A 16,719-nucleotide genomic window follows, 5' to 3' on the forward strand; every position below is an offset into this window, starting at 1 on the left:
GCCGTAGCAGAAGGGGCCACGGAAAGATCCCGTGGCCCCTTCTCCCTCACGTCGTGCACCCCTCGGGCACAACCGTCACGTGGTGCGGCGCCTGCGCGCTCCCGGACGCCGCTCGCTGGGCCGCGTCACCGGATCCCCGGCCTCCACCGCCGCGTCCCGCCGCCGCGCCCCGAACTCGGCGAGCGCCTCGGCCAGCTTGTGCACCGACGGTTCGGGGGACAGCACGTCCACCCGCAGCCCGTGCTCCTCCGCCGTCTTGGCGGTGGCGGGGCCGATACAGGCGATCACCGTCACGTTGTGCGGCTTGCCGGCAATACCGACGAGGTTGCGTACGGTCGACGACGACGTGAAGAGAACCGCGTCGAACCCGCCGCCCTTGATCGCCTCACGTGTCTCCGCCGGCGGCGGCGATGCCCGCACGGTCCGGTAGGCCGTGACGTCGTCGACCTCCCAGCCCAGCTCGATCAGGCCCGCAACCAGCGTCTCGGTGGCGATGTCGGCCCTCGGCAGGAACACCCGGTCGATCGGGTCGAACACCGGGTCGTACGGCGGCCAGTCCTCCAGCAGCCCGGCGGCGGACTGCTCACCGCTCGGCACCAGGTCCGGCTTGACACCGAACTCGATCAAGGAGCGCGCCGTCTGCTCGCCCACCGCCGCGACCTTGATCCCGGCGAAGGCACGGGCGTCGAGCCCGTACTCCTCGAACTTCTCCCGCACCGCCTTCACGGCGTTCACCGAGGTGAAGGCGATCCACTCGTAGCGGCCGGTCACGAGCCCCTTGACCGCACGCTCCATCTGCTGGGGCGTGCGCGGCGGTTCGACGGCGATCGTCGGTACCTCGTGCGGCACCGCACCGTAGGACCTGAGCTGGTCGGAGAGCGAAGCCGCCTGCTCCTTCGTCCGCGGCACGAGGACCTTCCAGCCGAACAGCGGCTTGGACTCGAACCACGCGAGCTGGTCGCGCTGGGCAGCGGCACTGCGCTCGCCGACCACGGCTATGACCGGCCGGTGGCCCTCGGGCGACGGCAGCACCTTGCCCTGCTTGAAAACCTGCGCGATGGTGCCGAGCGTCGCGGTCCACGTCCGCTGCCGCGTCGTCGTACCGGCCACCGTCACCGTCAGCGGGGTGTCGGGCTTCCGCCCGGCCGTCACGAGCTCACCCGCGGCGGCCGACACCGCGTCCAACGTCGTGGACACCACGACGGTCCCGTCCGAGACGCCGACCTCGGTCCAGCAACGGGCGTCCGCGGTGCGGGCGTCGATGAAGCGGACGTCCGTCCCCTGCGCGTCGCGCAGCGGCACCCCGGCGTACGCGGGCACGCCCACCGCCGTCGCGACGCCCGGCACGACCTCGAAGGGAATCCCCTCGGCCGCGCAGGCGAGCATCTCCGCGCCGGCGTCGCCGTCCAGCCCGGGGTCACCGCCCACCGCACGGACCACCCGCTTGCCGCCCCGCGCGGCCTCCATGACAAGATTGGCCGTGTCCCTCAACACGGGGACACCGGCGGCCGTTGACGCATCGTCAACAATCGTCAGCTCAGGCGTGCTCACACCGGCGCGCGCGTGGCCGCGGACGACGTCGAGGACGTCCGGCTCGGCGATGAGTACGTCCGCGCCCGCCAGCGCCTCCACGGCGCGCAGCGTCAGCAGACCCGGGTCGCCGGGACCGGCGCCGAGGAAGGTGACGTGCCCGTGCGCGGGAACGACCGGAACGTTCGAGGTGGTGGGGCTCAAAGTGCTCGCTCCCCCATAAGACCGGCCGCACCCTTGGCGAGCATCTCGGCCGCGAGTTCGCGACCGAGCGCCACGGCTTCGTCCTGCGACGAGGGCACGGGACCGGTGGTGGACAGCTGCACCAGCGTGGATCCGTCGGTCGTACCGACGACACCCCGCAGGCGCATCTCATGAACATCCTGTCCGTCCGCGAGCAGGTCGGCGAGCGCCCCCACGGGTGCGCTGCAGCCGGCCTCCAGGGCGGCGAGCAGGGATCGCTCGGCGGTCACGGCGGCCCGGGTGAACGGGTCGTCGAGTCCGGCGAGCGCGGCAGTGAGCGCGGCGTCGGCCGCCGTGCACTCCACTGCCAGGGCCCCCTGGCCGGGGGCGGGCAGGATCGAGTCGACCGACAGGAAGTCGGTCACGTCGTCGATCCGCCCGATACGGTTCAGGCCGGCTGCGGCGAGAACGACCGCGTCCAGTTCCCCGTTCCGTACGAATCCGATGCGGGTGTCGACGTTCCCGCGGATCGGCACGGTCTCGATCTCCAGGCCGTGCGACCGTGCGTATGCGTTGAGCTGCGCCATCCGGCGGGGCGAGCCGGTGCCGATCCGGGCGCCCTGCGGAAGCCTGCCGAGCGTCAGCCCGTCGCGTGCCACCAGCACGTCACGCGGGTCCTCGCGCTGCGGGATCGCGGCGAGCACCAGGTCGTCCGGCTGCGCGGTCGGCAGGTCCTTCAGCGAGTGCACCGCGAAGTCGACCTCGCCCGCGAGCAGCGCGTCACGCAGCGCGGTGACGAACACGCCGGTGCCACCGATCTGCGCCAGGTGCTCGCGGGAGGTGTCGCCGTACGTGGTGATCTCGACGAGCTCAACGGGGCGGCCGGTCAGCTGCCGCACCGCCTCCGCCACCTGTCCGGACTGGGCCATGGCGAGCTTGCTGCGCCTGGTCCCGAGCCGCAGGGGCCGGTCGGTACCCAAAGCCCTCTCGGTCATACTCGCCCTCGGTTCTTCAGATCGGCGTCGTTCACGTCGGCCCGGCTGACGGACGCCACCGTGTCCGGGTCGAGGTCGAAGAGTGTGCGCAGCGCGTCCGCGTAGCCCGCGCCACCGGGCTCGGCGGCGAGCTGCTTGATGCGCACGGTGGGCGCGTGGAGCAGCTTGTCGACGACGCGGCGCACCGTCTGGGTGATCTCGGCGCGCTGCTTGTCGTCGAGTTCGGGCAGCCGCCCCTCCAGTCGCGCGACCTCACCGGCCACCACGTCGGCGGCCATGGTGCGCAGCGCGACCACGGTGGGCGTGATGTGCGCGGCGCGCTGGGCCGCGCCGAAGGCGGCGACCTCCGCGGCGACGATGCCGCGCACCCGGTCGACGTCCGCCGCCATCGGGGCGTCCACCGACGCCTCGGCGAGCGACTCGATGTCGACGAGACGGACCCCGGCGAGCCGGTGTACGGCGGCGTCGACGTCCCGGGGCATGGCGAGGTCGAGCAGTGCGAGGGGACCCTCGCGTTCCCCGACCGCGGCTTCCACCGCGTCGGCCCGCAGCACGAGTCCGGCTGCGCCGGTGCAGGAGACGGCCACGTCGGCACGTGTCAACTCCTCGCCGACGAAAGCCATGTCGACGGCGCGGGCCGTCACGCCGGTACCGCCCGGTCCGGTGAGGATCTCCACCAGGCGCTCGGCCCGGCCCCGGGTGCGGTTGGCGATCACGACTTCGGCGACTCCGGCCCGGGCCAGCGTCGCGGCGGCGAGGGACGACATCGACCCGGCACCGATGACGAGCGCCCGCCTGCCGTGCGCCCATGCCTCGACGGGCACGCCGCCGGAGAGCTGCTCCAGCCCGAAGGTGACGAGCGACTGCCCGGCCCGGTCGATCCCGGTCTCGCTGTGGGCGCGCTTGCCCACCCGCAGAGCCTGCTGGAACAGGTCGTTCAGCAGCCGCCCCGCGGTGTGCAGTTCCTGGCCGAGCGCGAGGGCGTCCTTGATCTGGCCGAGGACCTGGCCCTCGCCGACGACCATCGAGTCCAGGCCGCACGCCACCGAGAAGAGGTGGTGGACGGCACGGTCCTCGTAGTGCACGTAGAGATAAGGGGTCAGCTCTTCCAGCCCGACGCCGCTGTGCTGGGCGAGCAGGGTGGACAGCTCGGCGACGCCGGCGTGGAACTTGTCCACGTCGGCGTAGAGCTCGACCCGGTTGCAGGTGGCGAGGAGCGCCGCTTCTGCCGCGGGCTCCGCGGCGAGCGTGTCCTGCAGCAGCTTGACCTGCGCGTCCGCGGACAGCGAGGCCCGCTCCAGCACGCTGACCGGGGCGCTGCGGTGGCTGAGTCCGACGACCAGGAGGCTCATGCCGGCATCACGGCGGGCACGTCGCCGTCGGGTCCCTTCCGGTCAGCGGATCCGGCCGCGACGTCGCGAGCGGCGACGGGCGGCGCGACGGGTCCGGACTCCCCCTCGGGGCCCTCGGGCTCCTCGCCCGCCTTGCGCTGCTCGTGGAAGGCGAGGATCTGCAACTCGATCGAGAGGTCGACCTTGCGCACGTCCACGCCGTCCGGCACCGACAGCACGGTGGGGGCGAAGTTGAGGATCGAGGTCACTCCGGCGGCGACGAGCCGGTCGCACACCTGTTGTGCGGCGCCCGCCGGGGTCGCGATGACTCCGATGGAGACCCCGTTGTCCGTGATGATCTTCTCGAGGTCGTCGGTGTGCTGGACCGGGATGCCGGCGACCGGCTTCCCGGCCATGGCCGGGTCGGCGTCGATCAGCGCGGCCACCCGGAAGCCACGGGACGCGAAGCCGCCGTAGTTGGCGAGCGCGGCGCCGAGATTGCCGATACCGACGATCACGACCGGCCAGTCCTGGGTGAGGCCGAGTTCGCGGGAGATCTGGTAGACGAGGTACTCGACGTCGTACCCGACGCCCCGGGTGCCGTAGGAGCCGAGGTAGGAGAAGTCCTTGCGCAGCTTGGCGGAGTTCACGCCCGCCGCCGCCGCGAGCTCCTCGGACGAGACCGTCGGCACGGAGCGCTCCGACAGCGCGGTCAGGGCGCGCAGGTACAGCGGGAGACGGGCGACAGTGGCCTCGGGGATTCCTCGGCTGCGAGTCGCCGGTCGGTGAGTTCGGCCAGTTGCCACGGTGCTCCTGCGGGATGAGCGAGGCTGGCGGCCATGCGTCCCAGGACCGCCCCGTCGACAGCAGGCTATGTCTTTGTGAACGCGTGCACAAAGATGGTGTCCGTTTTGTCCGTGCAAAGTGACCGGGGTCACGCGAGCAGATCGCGCCGTTCCGGAACCACTCGACGCTCCCGACCGTAGAGAAACTGATGGGGCCAATGCGGCACACGCTCCTTTACGCCCACGCCCCCGCGACCCCTGCGAACGGCCACGATGGTACCGGCCGGACGGGCTACGCCCCCAGCTCCCGGCGGAGTCGGCCGGCGTCCACCCTCCAGAACGTGTGCTGTTCCCCGTCCACGAGGACCACCGGGATCTGCTCCCAGTACGCGCGGTGCAGCTCCTGGTCCTGAGTGATGTCCTTCTCCTCGAAGGACGCGCCGGTCTCCGCGCACACGGCCCGGATCACCGAACGGGCGTCGTCACAGAGATGACACCCGGGCTTCCCGATCAGGGTGACGACTCGTTCGCCGGCCTTCTTCTTCGTGCGCCGCAACAGTGGACTCATGCCCTCCATTCTCCGCCCCCGTGGCACGCGCCCGAATGGTCCGTTTAACAATCCGGCCGTCGAGAGTTCACGCCTTCGCATCCCGGCGGGTCGGGAAGTGCCGAACGGACTGGCTATGCTCACGACATGGCCGCACTGGGATGGCTCACCCCCCGTAGGCGCTCCGCGACTGCCCGGAGCGTGCTCGCAGGCGAGGCCGCCGCCGAGGCAGCGCGCAAGACCTCGCAAGCGTTCGAAGCAGAAGCCGCGACGGCGGAGGCGACCGGCGAGGAGTCCGCCGAGCCGGAGTTCCCCGTGGTCGGGGACGACCGCGCCGCCGCGTTCTTCGACCTCGACAACACCGTGATGCAGGGCGCAGCGATCTTCCACTTCGGACGCGGACTGTACAAGCGGAAGTTCTTCCAACGCCGCGAGCTGGCGAGGTTCGCCTGGCAGCAGACCTGGTTCCGGCTCGCCGGCGTCGAGGACCCGGACCACATGCAGGACGTGCGCGAGTCCGCGCTCTCCATCGTGAAGGGGCACCGCGTCTCGGAGCTGATGTCGATCGGCGAGGAGATCTACGACGAGTACATGGCGGACCGCATCTGGCCGGGCACCCGGGCGCTCGCCCAGGCTCACCTGGACGCGGGACAGAAGGTCTGGCTCGTCACCGCGGCCCCGGTGGAGACGGCCACGATCATCGCCCGAAGGCTCGGACTGACCGGCGCGCTCGGCACGGTGGCCGAGTCCGTCGACGGCGTCTACACGGGCCGGCTGGTGGGAGAGCCGCTGCACGGCCCCGCCAAGGCCGAGGCCGTACGGGCGCTGGCCGCCGCCGAGAACCTGGACCTGGCGCGCTGTGCGGCCTACAGCGACTCGCACAACGACATCCCGATGCTCTCGCTCGTCGGACACCCCTACGCCATCAACCCCGACACGAAGCTGCGCCGTTACGCACGCGAACGCGAATGGCGGCTGCGCGACTACCGCACGGGCCGCAAGGCCGCCAAGGTCGGGATCCCCGCTGCGGCGGGCGTCGGCGCGATCGCCGGGGGCACCGCGGCAGCCGTTGCCCTGCACCGCCGCCGTCGCTGACGCCCCGTTCCGGCCTGCTCGACGGCACCCCGTCACCCGGTCGGCCGCGGAGCGGGTAGGTCGAGGGCCGGCGTCCGACGCACGACGGACCCTGCCCGGCGCCCGTCGATTCCGGGCCCCATACCCCGCTGCGCCGCCCTCCAGTCGCAATGCCCTCACATGAGCACAACCCATCACGCGCCGCAGCAGATCACGAAGCAAAGCGATCATTCGGCGATCACAAAGTGCACCCCAATGCGCTGCTTTGCCGTAAGAGAAGCGACGGAATCGACGATTTGAGCAACTGGGTGTAGCGCTGCCTGTACGAAGCGTTATTCTCCTCAAACGCATACAGGACCCCGCGCGTCGCCACGACGAGTGAACGGTCCCGCACTGCACGTGATGGAAGCTCTGCCTCTGGGAGTCCCGTGTACCCACACGTCGGGGTTGACGCCTCGGGCCTGGCTACGCTGCGCGCAACGATCGCCGACCACCTGCGCGGCTTCGTCCCCACCGCGTACGCCGTCCCCGCCCCCGCCTTCGCCACGCCGGGCCCTGCCGCCTTCGGCCCCGTCGGCCCCGCCTACGCCCTGGCCGACGGCATCGAGAAGGCCCCGGCGCGCGGCGGAGTCGTCGAAGGTCGGCGGACGGGCGACGCGAGGGAGTCCGGCAGACGAGGACGGGGCGGCACGGACACCTCGGCCGCCCGCCGCCCGAGCGCGGACAGCGACAGCGCGCGCATGATGGAGCTCGTCGAACGCGCGCAGGCCGGCGAGGCCGAGGCGTTCGGCCGCCTCTACGACCAGTACAGCGACACCGTCTACCGCTACATCTACTACCGCGTCGGCGGAAAGGCGACGGCGGAGGACCTCACGAGTGAGACCTTCCTACGCGCCCTGCGCCGCATCTCCACGTTCACCTGGCAGGGCCGTGACTTCGGCGCCTGGCTGGTCACGATCGCCCGCAATCTGGTCGCCGACCACTTCAAGTCGAGCCGGTTCCGACTCGAAGTGACCACCGGAGAGATGCTCGACGCCAACGAGGTCGAGCGCAGCCCCGAGGACTCGGTGCTCGAATCACTCTCGAACGCGGCACTGCTCGAAGCCGTCCGAAAGCTCAACCCGCAGCAGCAGGAGTGCGTGACCCTGCGGTTCCTGCAGGGCCTCTCGGTGGCCGAGACCGCCCGCGTCATGGGCAAGAACGAGGGAGCGATCAAGACCCTCCAGTACCGCGCCGTGCGCACCCTGGCCCGGCTGCTTCCCGAAGATGCCCGCTGACCGACCGTCCATCCCGCCCGCGACGCCTCTGAGCCCCACACCCCCACATCTCCCCCACGCGTCCCGCCCCCGGCCCGTCCACCCCTCAACTCACCATTCGTGAGCCTTCGATGACGCACTGGTCCGATCATCCTCCGCGCGTAACCCAACTGCCGAGCCGCTCGTTGTGCGGAATGCAGGCTCCCTGCGGTCACGCCATGCCCGCAGCCACTCACTCGTTCGTGTGGATGTGCTCAAGGCGTGCAACCTTCCGGACCCCTCGGGGAGTCGACCGTCATGACGAGAGGAGGTGCCGCCTGTGATCGCGAACGTTTCGGCGCACCGGCGGGCGAACGCCTTCGCCCAGGCCCTGGAGGACCAGACGCTCCGGGACACGGCGGCCGAGCAGCCCGAGGATTCGGCCGATCGGGCCGAACAGGGAAGGCTGTTGGCCCTGGCGAACGGCCTCGGCGAGCTGCCCAAGCCGGAATTGGACCCCGAGGTCAAGGTGGTGCAGCGGGCCCAGCTCGTGGCCGCCATGGAGGCGATGTTCGCGGAGGGTGGTGTGTCCCGGGGCCCTACGGTGCCGGAGCAGCGGGCCTCCGGGCGTGGCGCCCACCGCGCCTCCCCGCTCCGGAAGCTGCGCCCGCGTTCCCGATGGGCCAAGGGCCTCGCCGCGGGCGGGCTCACCGTCGGCGTGGCGGCCGGGGCCTTCGGCGGGGTGGCCGCGGCGAGCTCCGACGCCCTCCCCGGTGATTCGCTCTACGGGCTCAAGCGAGGCATGGAAGACATCAAGATCGGCTTGGCCGACGATGACGCGGACCGCGGGGAGCTCTACCTGGACCAGGCCTCGACCCGGCTCAACGAGGCCCGCCGCCTGATGGAGCGGGGCCGGGCCGGCGAGCTCGACCACGAGTCCGTAGGGGAGGTCAGGCGTGCACTCGACGGGATGCACCACGACGTCTCCGAGGGCCACCGGCTGCTCCACCTCGCGTACGAGCGGGACGGCTCACTCGGTCCGATCGCCACCCTGTCCTCCTTCGCCCGCTCGCACCGCACGGTGTGGGACGGGCTGCGGGACCGGCTGCCGGTCCAGCTCACCGACGTCGGCAACGAGGTGAGCTCGGTCTTCGACGCCATAGACCAAGAGGTCGGCCCGCTCCAGTCGCTGCTGCCCCGCACCCCCGAGCAGGGGCACGGCGGCGCTGCGGAGCGCCGCGGGGCGTCCCCACACGATTCCTCGGGGACGTCCGGAGCGCACCCCTCGACGTCGCCCCCGGTCTCTTCGGGCGCTCCTCAGGACGGCGACCAACCTCAGCCGTCCGGCTCCGGTTCGGCGTCCGACGACGGCCTGATCGGCGGCAACACGGGCGGTCTGCTCGATCCCCCGCAGAACAGCGCCTCCCCGTCGCCGAGCGGCAAGACGGGTGAGGACACCACGGACCCGGTTCCGGATGTGACGCTCCCGCCGATCCTTCCCGGCCTGCTGCCGGGCCTGGGCATCGAGAGCGACGGAGAGAACTGACCCCGGACACCGGAGTGGGGAAAGTCAGCCTTCCCCACTCCGGTGTCTCCTGCCGTGCGCCGACGTACCGCTCTGGCGCACGGGGCGGGGGCCGGTGCCCGAGGGCCTCAGAAGAAGACCGAGCGCCGCTGCACCAGTAGCTTGTACAACGTGTGCTGGATCTGCTCGCGTACCTGGTCCGTCAGGTTGAACATCAACATCGGGTCCTCCGCCGCCTCCGGCGGATATCCGTCCGTCGGAATCGGCTCACCGAACTGGATCGTCCACTTCGTGGGCAGCGGCATCGCGCCGAGCGGCCCGAGCCACGGGAACGTCGGCGTGATCGGGAAGTACGGGAAGCCCAGCAGCCGCGCCAGTGTCTTGGCATTCCCGATCATGGGGTAGATCTCCTCGGCCCCCACGATCGAGCACGGGACGATCGGCGTGCCCGCGCGCAACGCCGTCGAGACGAAGCCGCCGCGCCCGAAGCGCTGCAGCTTGTACCGCTCACCGAACGGCTTCCCGATGCCCTTGAAGCCCTCCGGCATGACGCCGACCACCTCGCCCTGCTGCAGCAGCCGCTCCGCGTCCTCGCCGCAGGCGAGGGTGTGACCCGCCTTCCGTGCCAGTTCGTTTATCACCGGGAGCATGAAGACCAGGTCCGCTGCGAGCAGCCGGAGGTGCCGGCCTGCCGGGTGGTTGTCGTGGACGGCAACCTGCATCATCAACCCGTCCAGCGGCAGCGTCCCGGAGTGGTTGGCCACGACGAGAGCCCCGCCCTTCGACGGGATGTTCTCGATGCCCTTCACCTCGACCCGGAAGTACTTCTCGTACAACGGCCGCAGCAGTGACATGAGCACCTGGTCGGTGAGCTCCTTGTCGTAGCCGAACTCGTCGACCTCGTAGTCGCCGGTGATCCGGCGCCGGAGGAACGCCAACCCACCCGCGATGCGCCGGTCCCAGGCCGCGGCACCCGCCGCCTGCCCTCCGGACGCCGCCGCCTCGTCACCGGCGGACGCAGCGGAGGCCGTGGAGGCCGTGGAGGCGTCCTTCGGCACTGCACGCTCCCCGCCCAACTGCCCCGGCACGCTGCCGACCGGGATGTCACGCGCCGCGTCGGCAGGGGCCTTCCGCCTGCCTCCCGCAGTGCGCCTGCGCACCGAGCGCTGCGGCGTACCGTTGCGCGACCGGTCGTCGTCGAACGGAATGACCTTGGCGTCCGCCATCGTTGCTCGCGCTCCTTATCCGGCGCTCTGAGGGGTGTTTCCGGGCCCGCCGGCCAGCGGCAGGGCAGCGACCCTGTCGACCGCCCTGGCCAGCTTCTCCGGCGGCAGCAGGCCCGGGGCACGGCTGCGCACGAAGTCGGCGAAGGTCTCGGCAGTGGTGTACGCCGGGTGGAAGCCCAGGGTCTCGCGCATCTGGACGGTACTGACCACCCTGCCGTGCGTGAGGAGCCTGATCTGCTCGGGCGAGAAGTCGGTCACCCCGACCGTGCGCAGTGCGGACCCGACCCACGTGACGGCTGGGAGCAACACGGGCACCGTGGGGCGGCCCAGTCTCCGCGAGCACTGGGAGAGCAGCAGTACGCCGTCGCCGGCCACGTTGAACGTGCCGCTGTTCAGCGTCCCGCGGCGGGGCTCGTGCGAGGCGATCCGCAACACCTCGATGACGTCGTCCTCGTGGACGAACTGCAGGCGCGGGTCGTAGCCGAGGACCGTGGGCAGGACGGGGAGCGAGAAGTAGTCGGCGAGCGGGGAGTCCGCGCGCGGCCCCAGGATGTTGGCGAACCGAAGCACGCACACCGCCACGTCCGGCCGGCGCCGGGCGAAGCCGCGCACGTACCCCTCGACCTCCACCGTGTCCTTGGCGAAGCCGCCGCTCGGGAGGGACTTGGGCGGCGTGGTCTCGGTGAAGACCGCCGGATCGCGCGGAGCCGAGCCGTACACGCTCGTGCTGGACTTCACGACCAGACGTCTGACGGTCGGAGACTTCTGGCAGGCCCCGAGCAGCTGCATCGTGCCGATGACGTTGGTCTCCTTGACCGACGCCCGACCGCCGGTGCCGAGGGGGGTCCCCGTCACGTCCATGTGGACGACGGTGTCCACGGCGTGCTCGGCGAGCACCCGCGCTATGGCGGGCTGGCGGATGTCCGCCCTGACGAAGTCGGCTCCACCGAGCTGGTGCGTGGGCGTCACCACGTCCACGCCCACCACCCGGTCCACTTCGGGGTCCCGCTGGATACGGCGTACGAAGCGGCCCCCGAGCTGCCGGGCCACACCGGTGACGAGCACGACCTTGCCCAAGATCAGCGCCTTCCGTTTCGGTCCTGGCTATGCGTCACCGTAGCGGGTTGATGTTGCGCTGTGATGACCGCAGGGCCTTCTTCCCCGCTCTTTGGTCCCAACGCACGACAATGCGGTGCCGTGCCGGAGGGGCGGCGGAAATCGGCCGGGAGGACCCGGCGGTCGGGACGTGGAACTCCGGCGCCCCGGAACGCACCGTGGCCCTCCCACCGCACGGGTGGGAGGGCCACGACTCAGCGGACAGCCGCCGCCTACTTCTTGTTGCGACGCTGAACGCGCGTGCGCTTGAGCAGCTTGCGGTGCTTCTTCTTGGCCATCCGCTTGCGCCGCTTCTTGATAACAGAGCCCACGACTACCCTCGCTCACTTCTCTTCACTCGGTGCGGGGCGTCTGGGCCCACACGACCTACGTCGGCCTAGCCTACCGGTCCGAGCTCCGAGCCAGTAATCCGAGGGGAGCCTCAGGCGGATTCGACCCCCACAAAAGACTCGCGGAGATACTCGTGAACCGCTTGCTCCGGAACCCTGAAAGACCTCCCCACCCGGATCGCCGGCAGATGACCGCTGTGCACCAGGCGGTACACCGTCATCTTCGACACGCGCATCACCGAGGCGACTTCCGCCACGGTAAGGAACTTGACCTCGTTGAGAGGCCTCTCGCCAGCAGCCATGACCCACCTGTACCTTCCGCACACGACGCACACCGGCTTCCCCTCCGGTGACTCTTCGTCGCGGTGCGCTCACTCACCAGACTAGGGGCGGGTGATGCGAGTGGGGAAGAGGAGCAGCCATCGGCCGTTTACTGTGACAGACACGCTCGATTGAGTACATAGCGAGTAAGCGGCCGGTAGTAATCAGACCGCACGGCGTCGTCAAGCGGAACGGCGACCGACACCCTCCCCTCGGCCTCGCCGACGAACAGCGCGGGGTCGTCGACGTCCGCCAGGCCGATGGTGTCAAAACCCAGCTGACCTGCGCCGCAAACCCATCCGTGATCGCCGATGACCAGCTCGGGCAGCGGCCCTCCAGCCTCCGCCACACCCTCCAGTGCGACCCGAACCGGGAGGGGCGAGTGGGTGTGCGCGCCGGTCTCATTCCCGCTCTCCCGCACCCCCGGCTCCCGCACCAGCGCGACGCCCCGTACGTAGTCAAGGTTGTACGTGCGTACGCCGAACCGGGTCGTTATGTCGACACATCGCCCCTGCGCCGGTGTGAGGACGGAACAGCCCGCCGCCGACAGAGCGTCTGCGAGATCGGCGTAGAAGCCGAGCAGACGATCCGGGTGCCCGGTCCCGAACAGCACCGCGCCCCGCCCTCGCGCCACGACGGAGAGCCGCTCGGCAAAGGCATCGAGGCCGCCCAACGTCCTCTCGGGGTCGATCACGTCCTGCCCGGAAACATGGCCCGGATCGCCGGAGACCCCGCATTTGTCCGCCATCAAAGCGATCAAGTCTCGCTCGTTCCATACCCATTCGGGATCGAGTCCGAGCATGGCCCGTGGGTCCCGTGCGGCGAACAGCCGGTAGCTGCGCAGGCTCCGCTCCCGCGGGGTGGCCACCGGTCCAGCCAACCGGGCCGCCAGCAGATGCGCCCGTAAAGCTCCCTTGCTCAACACACGGTCGATGCTCCCGCAGGGGCACTCCCGCGCACCGCGATCCCCGGCACATCCGCACGATCGGCGTAACGCGGCCGTCCGGGACGGGAGACATGGACCGCCCGGATCCCGACGGCGCCCGCCACGGCCCCCGGCCCCGGCGCCCGCACGCCCCACGGAAGCACGCCCCACGGAAGCACGCCCCACGGAAGCAGGCCCTACGGCAACAGCCCCCGCAGCGGGAACACCGCACGCCTCGTCGCGAGCACCGCCTGGTCCAGGCGGTCCGCCGGATCGTAACCTCGGTCCCAGGCGCGCCACTCGGGCGTGCGTCCGTCCGTCATCCGCCCCGGCGCCACCTGCCGCGTGCGCGCGTACACCTCGTCCCGCCAGGACGGCGGGACCACCGACTCGGGCTCCACCGGCGCGTGCGCCGCGATCCCCACGAGATGCGTCCAGGACCTCGGCACCACGTCCACCACGGCGTACCCACCGCCGCCGAGCGCCACCCAGCGCCCCTCCTCGGCGTACTGGTGCGCCATCGCGTGGCACGCCTCCTGGACCATCCGCTGGGCGTCCAGCGACACCGCGAGATGGGCCAGCGGATCCTCGAAGTGGGTGTCCGCCCCGTGTTGCGTCACGAGTACCTGCGGCCGGAAGTCCGCCAGCAGTTCGGGCACCACCGCGTGGAACGCCCGTAGCCACCCCTCGTCGCCCGTGCCCGCCGGCAGCGCCACGTTCACCGCTCCGCCCTCGGCCGCACCCGCACCACCCGTCTCCTCCGGCCATCCCGTGCCCGGGAACAGCAGTCGCGGATGCTCGTGCAGCGAGATCGTCAGCACCCTCGGGTCGTCCCAGAACGTCGTCTGGACCCCGTCCCCGTGGTGCACGTCGACGTCCACGTAGGCGACCCGCTCCGCCCCCAGCTCCAACAGCCGTGCGATCGCCAGCGACGCGTCGTTGTAGATGCAGAAACCGGCCGCAGCCCCGGGCATGGCGTGGTGCAGTCCGCCGGCGAAGTTGACGGCGTGCGCGGACTCCCCGCGCCACACCGCCTCGGCCGCCCCCACGGACTGCCCCGCGATCAGCGCGGACACCTCGTGCATCCCGGCGAACGCCGGATCGTCCATGGTCCCCAGACCGTATGCCTGGTCCGCTGACCGGGGATCTTCGGAGGCGGCCCGCACGGCCGCCACGTAGTCCTCCCGGTGCACCAGCCGCAGCGTCGACTGCCCGGCGGGCTTGGCCGCCACAACGTCGACCGCGCGGTCCAGGCCGTACGCCCGCACCAACCCCATGGTCAGCGCGAGCCGGACCGGATCCATCGGGTGCCCGGCCCCGAAGTCATACTTCGTTACCGCTTCGTCCCACATCAACCGTGCGCGGCCGCTCATGAACGCCACCGTATCGGTCGGACTCCGATGCGAACGAACGGGCGTAGGCCAATGTCACGAGCACAAGCAGCATGGGTACGAACATCGCTCCCCGGTAGCTCCATGCGTCCCCGAGCGCGCCGACCAAGGGCGACCCGATCAGGAAGCCCACGTAGTTGAAGACGTTGAGACGAGCCACTGCGGCGTCGCTGTGCCCGGGGAACGCGCGTCCCGCTGCGGCGAACGTCTGCGGCACGATCACGCACAGCCCGAGTCCCAACAAGGTGAAGCCTCCGAGCCCCACCCAGGGACCGGGTGCGAGGGCCACCACCGCGAACCCGGCGGCGGCCAACACCGTGCCGGTCTGCACGACCGCCACCGCGCCGAACCGCCGCACGCCGAGATCCCCCACGGCCCTACCCAGCAACGTCGTCATCATGAAGGCGTTGTATGGGAGGGTCGCCAATTCCTCCGATCCGCCCAACACGTCCTGGAGGTACTTCGCACTCCAGTTGGAGACCGTCGAGTCCCCGATGTACGCGAACGTCATCACCAGACACAGCGGAAGCAACACCGCGAACGCCGGCGCTGCGCTCGCCCGATCCGTCCCCGGCACCGACCCGTCGGAGAGCGGGTGTGGGTCGTCCGCGTACCACCGGCTCCCTGCGAGGGCAGCCGGCAGCAGCAGCGCCACGATCGGGAGGTACGACACCGGGAGCGGCAGACCGAGGTGCGCCCCGACCCAGGCGAGCGACGCACCCGTGATCCCACCGAGGCTGTACGCGGCGTGGAAACCCAGCATGATGCTGCGCCCGTAGGCCCGCTGCAGGCTCACGCCGAGCATGTTCATGGAGGCGTCCAGCGCTCCGACGGCCAGCCCGAACGCCCCCAGGGCCACGGCCGCCTGCCACACGTCGCTACCTGACCCCACGGCGAGCAGGGAGAGCAGCACGACCGGCTGCGACCACCGAAGGACCCGGCCCGGTCTCACCCGGGCCACGAGTTTGCCGGTCACCACACTGCCGACGCCGGCGAGGATCGGCACGGCTGCCAGGAACGCGGGCAGCAGGCCGTCGGATATCGCGTACCGGTCCTGGATCGCCGGTATGCGTGTCACGAGCAGTGCAAAGGTCACCCCCTGCACGAAGAAGCTCAAAGCCAGAGAAACCCGACCGTGCCGCAACCGCGCGTCCGTCATGGCCGCACAGCGTAGGCCGGTCACCTACTCCTGGGTAGATGGATCACACGAGCAATCCCGGTAGCTCCGCCATGTCCGTGAAGTGCCCCTGGGCGTCCGCCAGTCCGACCGCGGGTGTCATCGCGGTGAATCCGTAGACGTCCATTCCCGCCGCGTTGGCCGCGGCGACGCCGAGCCTGCTGTCCTCCACGACGACGCACCGTTCCGGCGCGCAGCCCATCCGCTCGGCGGCGTGGAGGAAGAGGTCCGGCTCCGGCTTGCCCCGACCCACGTCCTGCGCGCTGAAGATCGTTCCGTCCCGGAACCATGCGTCCAGGCCGGTCTTCCGATGTCCGACCCTGATCCGCTCGTGGCTGCTCGACGAGGCGACGCAGTACGGCACTTGGTCCGCCACCAGCTTCTCCAGCACCTCGACGATGCCGGGTATGGGCTGCAGTTCCCGCTCGAATGCGGCCAGCGTACGGGCGAGCAGGGTTGCGTCGAATTCCGCGGGGAGCCGGCTGCTCGTGCGTTCGAGGACCACTTCATGGATGCGGTGCACTGCGGAACCCATGTAGTCCCGCACTGATTCCTCGTAGGTCGTGGGATGTCCCAACTCGGTGAGGTACTCGGCGAGGACCGTGTTCGCGAGCCGCTCGCTGTCGACGAGCACACCGTCGTTGTCGAAGATGACCAGGTCGTAGCGCATGGGTCTACCTTAGGAAATCCGGACTGGTCGGTCGACGGGGGTATACAACGCAAAAATGCCTCAACCCCCGAACAAAGTCCGGGGGTTGAGGCCAACAATAGTTCGGCGGCGTCCTACTCTCCCACAGGGTCCCCCCTGCAGTACCATCGGCGCTGAAAGGCTTAGCTTCCGGGTTCGGAATGTAACCGGGCGTTTCCCTAACGCTATGACCACCGAAACACTATGAAGATAAACCAGCAAAAGCCGTTCATTACTTCAGAACAAACACAGTGGACGCGAGCAACTGAGGACAAGCCCTCGGCCTATTAGTACCGGTCAACTCCACCAGTTACCTGGCTTCCATATCCGGCCTATCAACC

Annotated in this window: 16 protein-coding genes and 1 rRNA gene; 3 read left to right on the plus strand and 14 right to left on the minus strand. The window is 70.3% G+C overall.

Annotated features, from left to right (window positions below):
• Positions 1–75: 75 nt before the first annotated feature.
• From ACFXOM_RS03860 to ACFXOM_RS03880, 5 genes are all read right to left on the minus strand, one after another.
• The gene (locus tag ACFXOM_RS03860; RefSeq protein WP_384940948.1) at positions 76–1,734 is read right to left on the minus strand and encodes a uroporphyrinogen-III synthase; all 1,659 of its coding nucleotides are present in this window, start codon (positions 1,732–1,734) and stop codon (positions 76–78) included.
• Positions 1,731–2,708, minus strand: coding sequence for a hydroxymethylbilane synthase (gene hemC / locus ACFXOM_RS03865; RefSeq protein ID WP_384940950.1), 978 nt, complete (start codon positions 2,706–2,708; stop codon positions 1,731–1,733). Before hemC ends, ACFXOM_RS03860 begins: the two co-directional genes overlap by 4 nt.
• Entirely contained in the window at positions 2,705–4,060 is a 1,356-nt protein-coding gene (locus ACFXOM_RS03870; protein ID WP_384940951.1) for a glutamyl-tRNA reductase, read from the minus strand. Before ACFXOM_RS03870 ends, hemC begins: the two co-directional genes overlap by 4 nt.
• Positions 4,057–4,845, minus strand: a complete 789-nt coding sequence (locus tag ACFXOM_RS03875; RefSeq protein ID WP_384940953.1) for a redox-sensing transcriptional repressor Rex — start codon at positions 4,843–4,845, stop codon at positions 4,057–4,059. The genes ACFXOM_RS03870 and ACFXOM_RS03875 overlap by 4 nt, the downstream gene beginning before the upstream one ends.
• A 271-nt stretch (positions 4,846–5,116) precedes the next feature.
• A complete protein-coding gene (locus ACFXOM_RS03880) occupies positions 5,117–5,392 on the minus strand; it encodes a glutaredoxin family protein (protein ID WP_384940954.1) in 276 nt (91 codons plus the stop codon).
• A 126-nt stretch (positions 5,393–5,518) separates the two neighbouring features.
• On the opposite strand from ACFXOM_RS03880, the gene ACFXOM_RS03885 reads away from it, so the two are divergent.
• The 3 genes from ACFXOM_RS03885 to ACFXOM_RS03895 all read left to right on the plus strand — a co-directional run bounded on the left by ACFXOM_RS03885 (position 5,519) and on the right by ACFXOM_RS03895 (position 9,226).
• Complete coding sequence (locus ACFXOM_RS03885; RefSeq protein ID WP_384940956.1) at positions 5,519–6,466, plus strand: HAD family hydrolase; 948 nt, start codon at positions 5,519–5,521, stop codon at positions 6,464–6,466.
• Positions 6,467–6,873: 407 nt separating this feature from the next.
• Positions 6,874–7,722: an ECF subfamily RNA polymerase sigma factor, BldN family gene (locus tag ACFXOM_RS03890; protein WP_384940958.1), complete on the plus strand. Its 849-nt coding sequence runs from the start codon at positions 6,874–6,876 to the stop codon at positions 7,720–7,722.
• 298 nt (positions 7,723–8,020) lie between these two features.
• Positions 8,021–9,226 carry a DUF5667 domain-containing protein gene (locus tag ACFXOM_RS03895; RefSeq protein WP_384940960.1) on the plus strand — a complete coding sequence of 402 codons (1,206 nt, stop codon included), beginning with the start codon at positions 8,021–8,023 and terminating at the stop codon, positions 9,224–9,226.
• Between the two features lie 107 nt (positions 9,227–9,333).
• On the opposite strand, the gene ACFXOM_RS03900 is transcribed toward ACFXOM_RS03895, so the two are convergent.
• The 9 genes from ACFXOM_RS03900 to rrf form a co-directional block, all read right to left on the minus strand.
• Positions 9,334–10,431 carry a lysophospholipid acyltransferase family protein gene (locus ACFXOM_RS03900; protein ID WP_384940962.1) on the minus strand — a complete coding sequence of 366 codons (1,098 nt, stop codon included), beginning with the start codon at positions 10,429–10,431 and terminating at the stop codon, positions 9,334–9,336.
• A gap of 15 nt (positions 10,432–10,446) precedes the next feature.
• Positions 10,447–11,508, minus strand: coding sequence for an NAD-dependent epimerase/dehydratase family protein (locus tag ACFXOM_RS03905; RefSeq protein WP_384940964.1), 1,062 nt, complete (start codon positions 11,506–11,508; stop codon positions 10,447–10,449).
• A 251-nt stretch (positions 11,509–11,759) separates the two neighbouring features.
• Positions 11,760–11,858, minus strand: a complete 99-nt coding sequence (locus ACFXOM_RS03910; RefSeq protein WP_003948845.1) for a 30S ribosomal protein bS22 — start codon at positions 11,856–11,858, stop codon at positions 11,760–11,762.
• A 110-nt stretch (positions 11,859–11,968) separates the two neighbouring features.
• The gene (locus tag ACFXOM_RS03915) at positions 11,969–12,178 is read right to left on the minus strand and encodes a helix-turn-helix domain-containing protein (protein ID WP_158687078.1); all 210 of its coding nucleotides are present in this window, start codon (positions 12,176–12,178) and stop codon (positions 11,969–11,971) included.
• Between the two features lie 128 nt (positions 12,179–12,306).
• The gene (locus tag ACFXOM_RS03920) at positions 12,307–13,122 is read right to left on the minus strand and encodes a phosphatase (protein WP_384948131.1); all 816 of its coding nucleotides are present in this window, start codon (positions 13,120–13,122) and stop codon (positions 12,307–12,309) included.
• Positions 13,123–13,319: 197 nt separating this feature from the next.
• A complete protein-coding gene (locus ACFXOM_RS03925; RefSeq protein ID WP_384940968.1) occupies positions 13,320–14,495 on the minus strand; it encodes an acetoin utilization protein AcuC in 1,176 nt (391 codons plus the stop codon).
• Positions 14,446–15,672, minus strand: a complete 1,227-nt coding sequence (locus tag ACFXOM_RS03930; protein ID WP_385036865.1) for an MFS transporter — start codon at positions 15,670–15,672, stop codon at positions 14,446–14,448. Before ACFXOM_RS03930 ends, ACFXOM_RS03925 begins: the two co-directional genes overlap by 50 nt.
• 43 nt (positions 15,673–15,715) lie before the next feature.
• Positions 15,716–16,360: an HAD family hydrolase gene (locus ACFXOM_RS03935; RefSeq protein WP_384940972.1), complete on the minus strand. Its 645-nt coding sequence runs from the start codon at positions 16,358–16,360 to the stop codon at positions 15,716–15,718.
• 100 nt (positions 16,361–16,460) lie between these two features.
• Positions 16,461–16,577: ribosomal RNA gene (gene rrf, locus ACFXOM_RS03940) — 5S ribosomal RNA — on the minus strand.
• Between the last annotated feature and the right edge of the window lie 142 nt (positions 16,578–16,719).

Source organism: Streptomyces sp. NPDC059169 (assembly GCF_042755225.1).
In the GTDB taxonomy this organism is placed as follows: domain Bacteria; phylum Actinomycetota; class Actinomycetes; order Streptomycetales; family Streptomycetaceae; genus Streptomyces.

What these genes read in the sequence shown, in the direction of transcription:
- ACFXOM_RS03935 (WP_384940972.1), bottom strand. Translation starts at nt 16,360, where the DNA reads ATGCGCTACGACCTGGTCATCTTCGACAACGACGGTGTGCTCGTCGAC.
- ACFXOM_RS03925 (WP_384940968.1), bottom strand. Translation starts at nt 14,495, where the DNA reads ATGAGCGGCCGCGCACGGTTGATGTGGGACGAAGCGGTAACGAAGTAT.
- hemC (WP_384940950.1), bottom strand. Translation starts at nt 2,708, where the DNA reads ATGACCGAGAGGGCTTTGGGTACCGACCGGCCCCTGCGGCTCGGGACC.
- ACFXOM_RS03930 (WP_385036865.1), bottom strand. Translation starts at nt 15,672, where the DNA reads ATGACGGACGCGCGGTTGCGGCACGGTCGGGTTTCTCTGGCTTTGAGC.
- ACFXOM_RS03915 (WP_158687078.1), bottom strand. Translation starts at nt 12,178, where the DNA reads ATGGCTGCTGGCGAGAGGCCTCTCAACGAGGTCAAGTTCCTTACCGTG.
- ACFXOM_RS03900 (WP_384940962.1), bottom strand. Translation starts at nt 10,431, where the DNA reads ATGGCGGACGCCAAGGTCATTCCGTTCGACGACGACCGGTCGCGCAAC.
- ACFXOM_RS03885 (WP_384940956.1), top strand. Translation starts at nt 5,519, where the DNA reads ATGGCCGCACTGGGATGGCTCACCCCCCGTAGGCGCTCCGCGACTGCC.
- ACFXOM_RS03880 (WP_384940954.1), bottom strand. Translation starts at nt 5,392, where the DNA reads ATGAGTCCACTGTTGCGGCGCACGAAGAAGAAGGCCGGCGAACGAGTC.
- ACFXOM_RS03870 (WP_384940951.1), bottom strand. Translation starts at nt 4,060, where the DNA reads ATGAGCCTCCTGGTCGTCGGACTCAGCCACCGCAGCGCCCCGGTCAGC.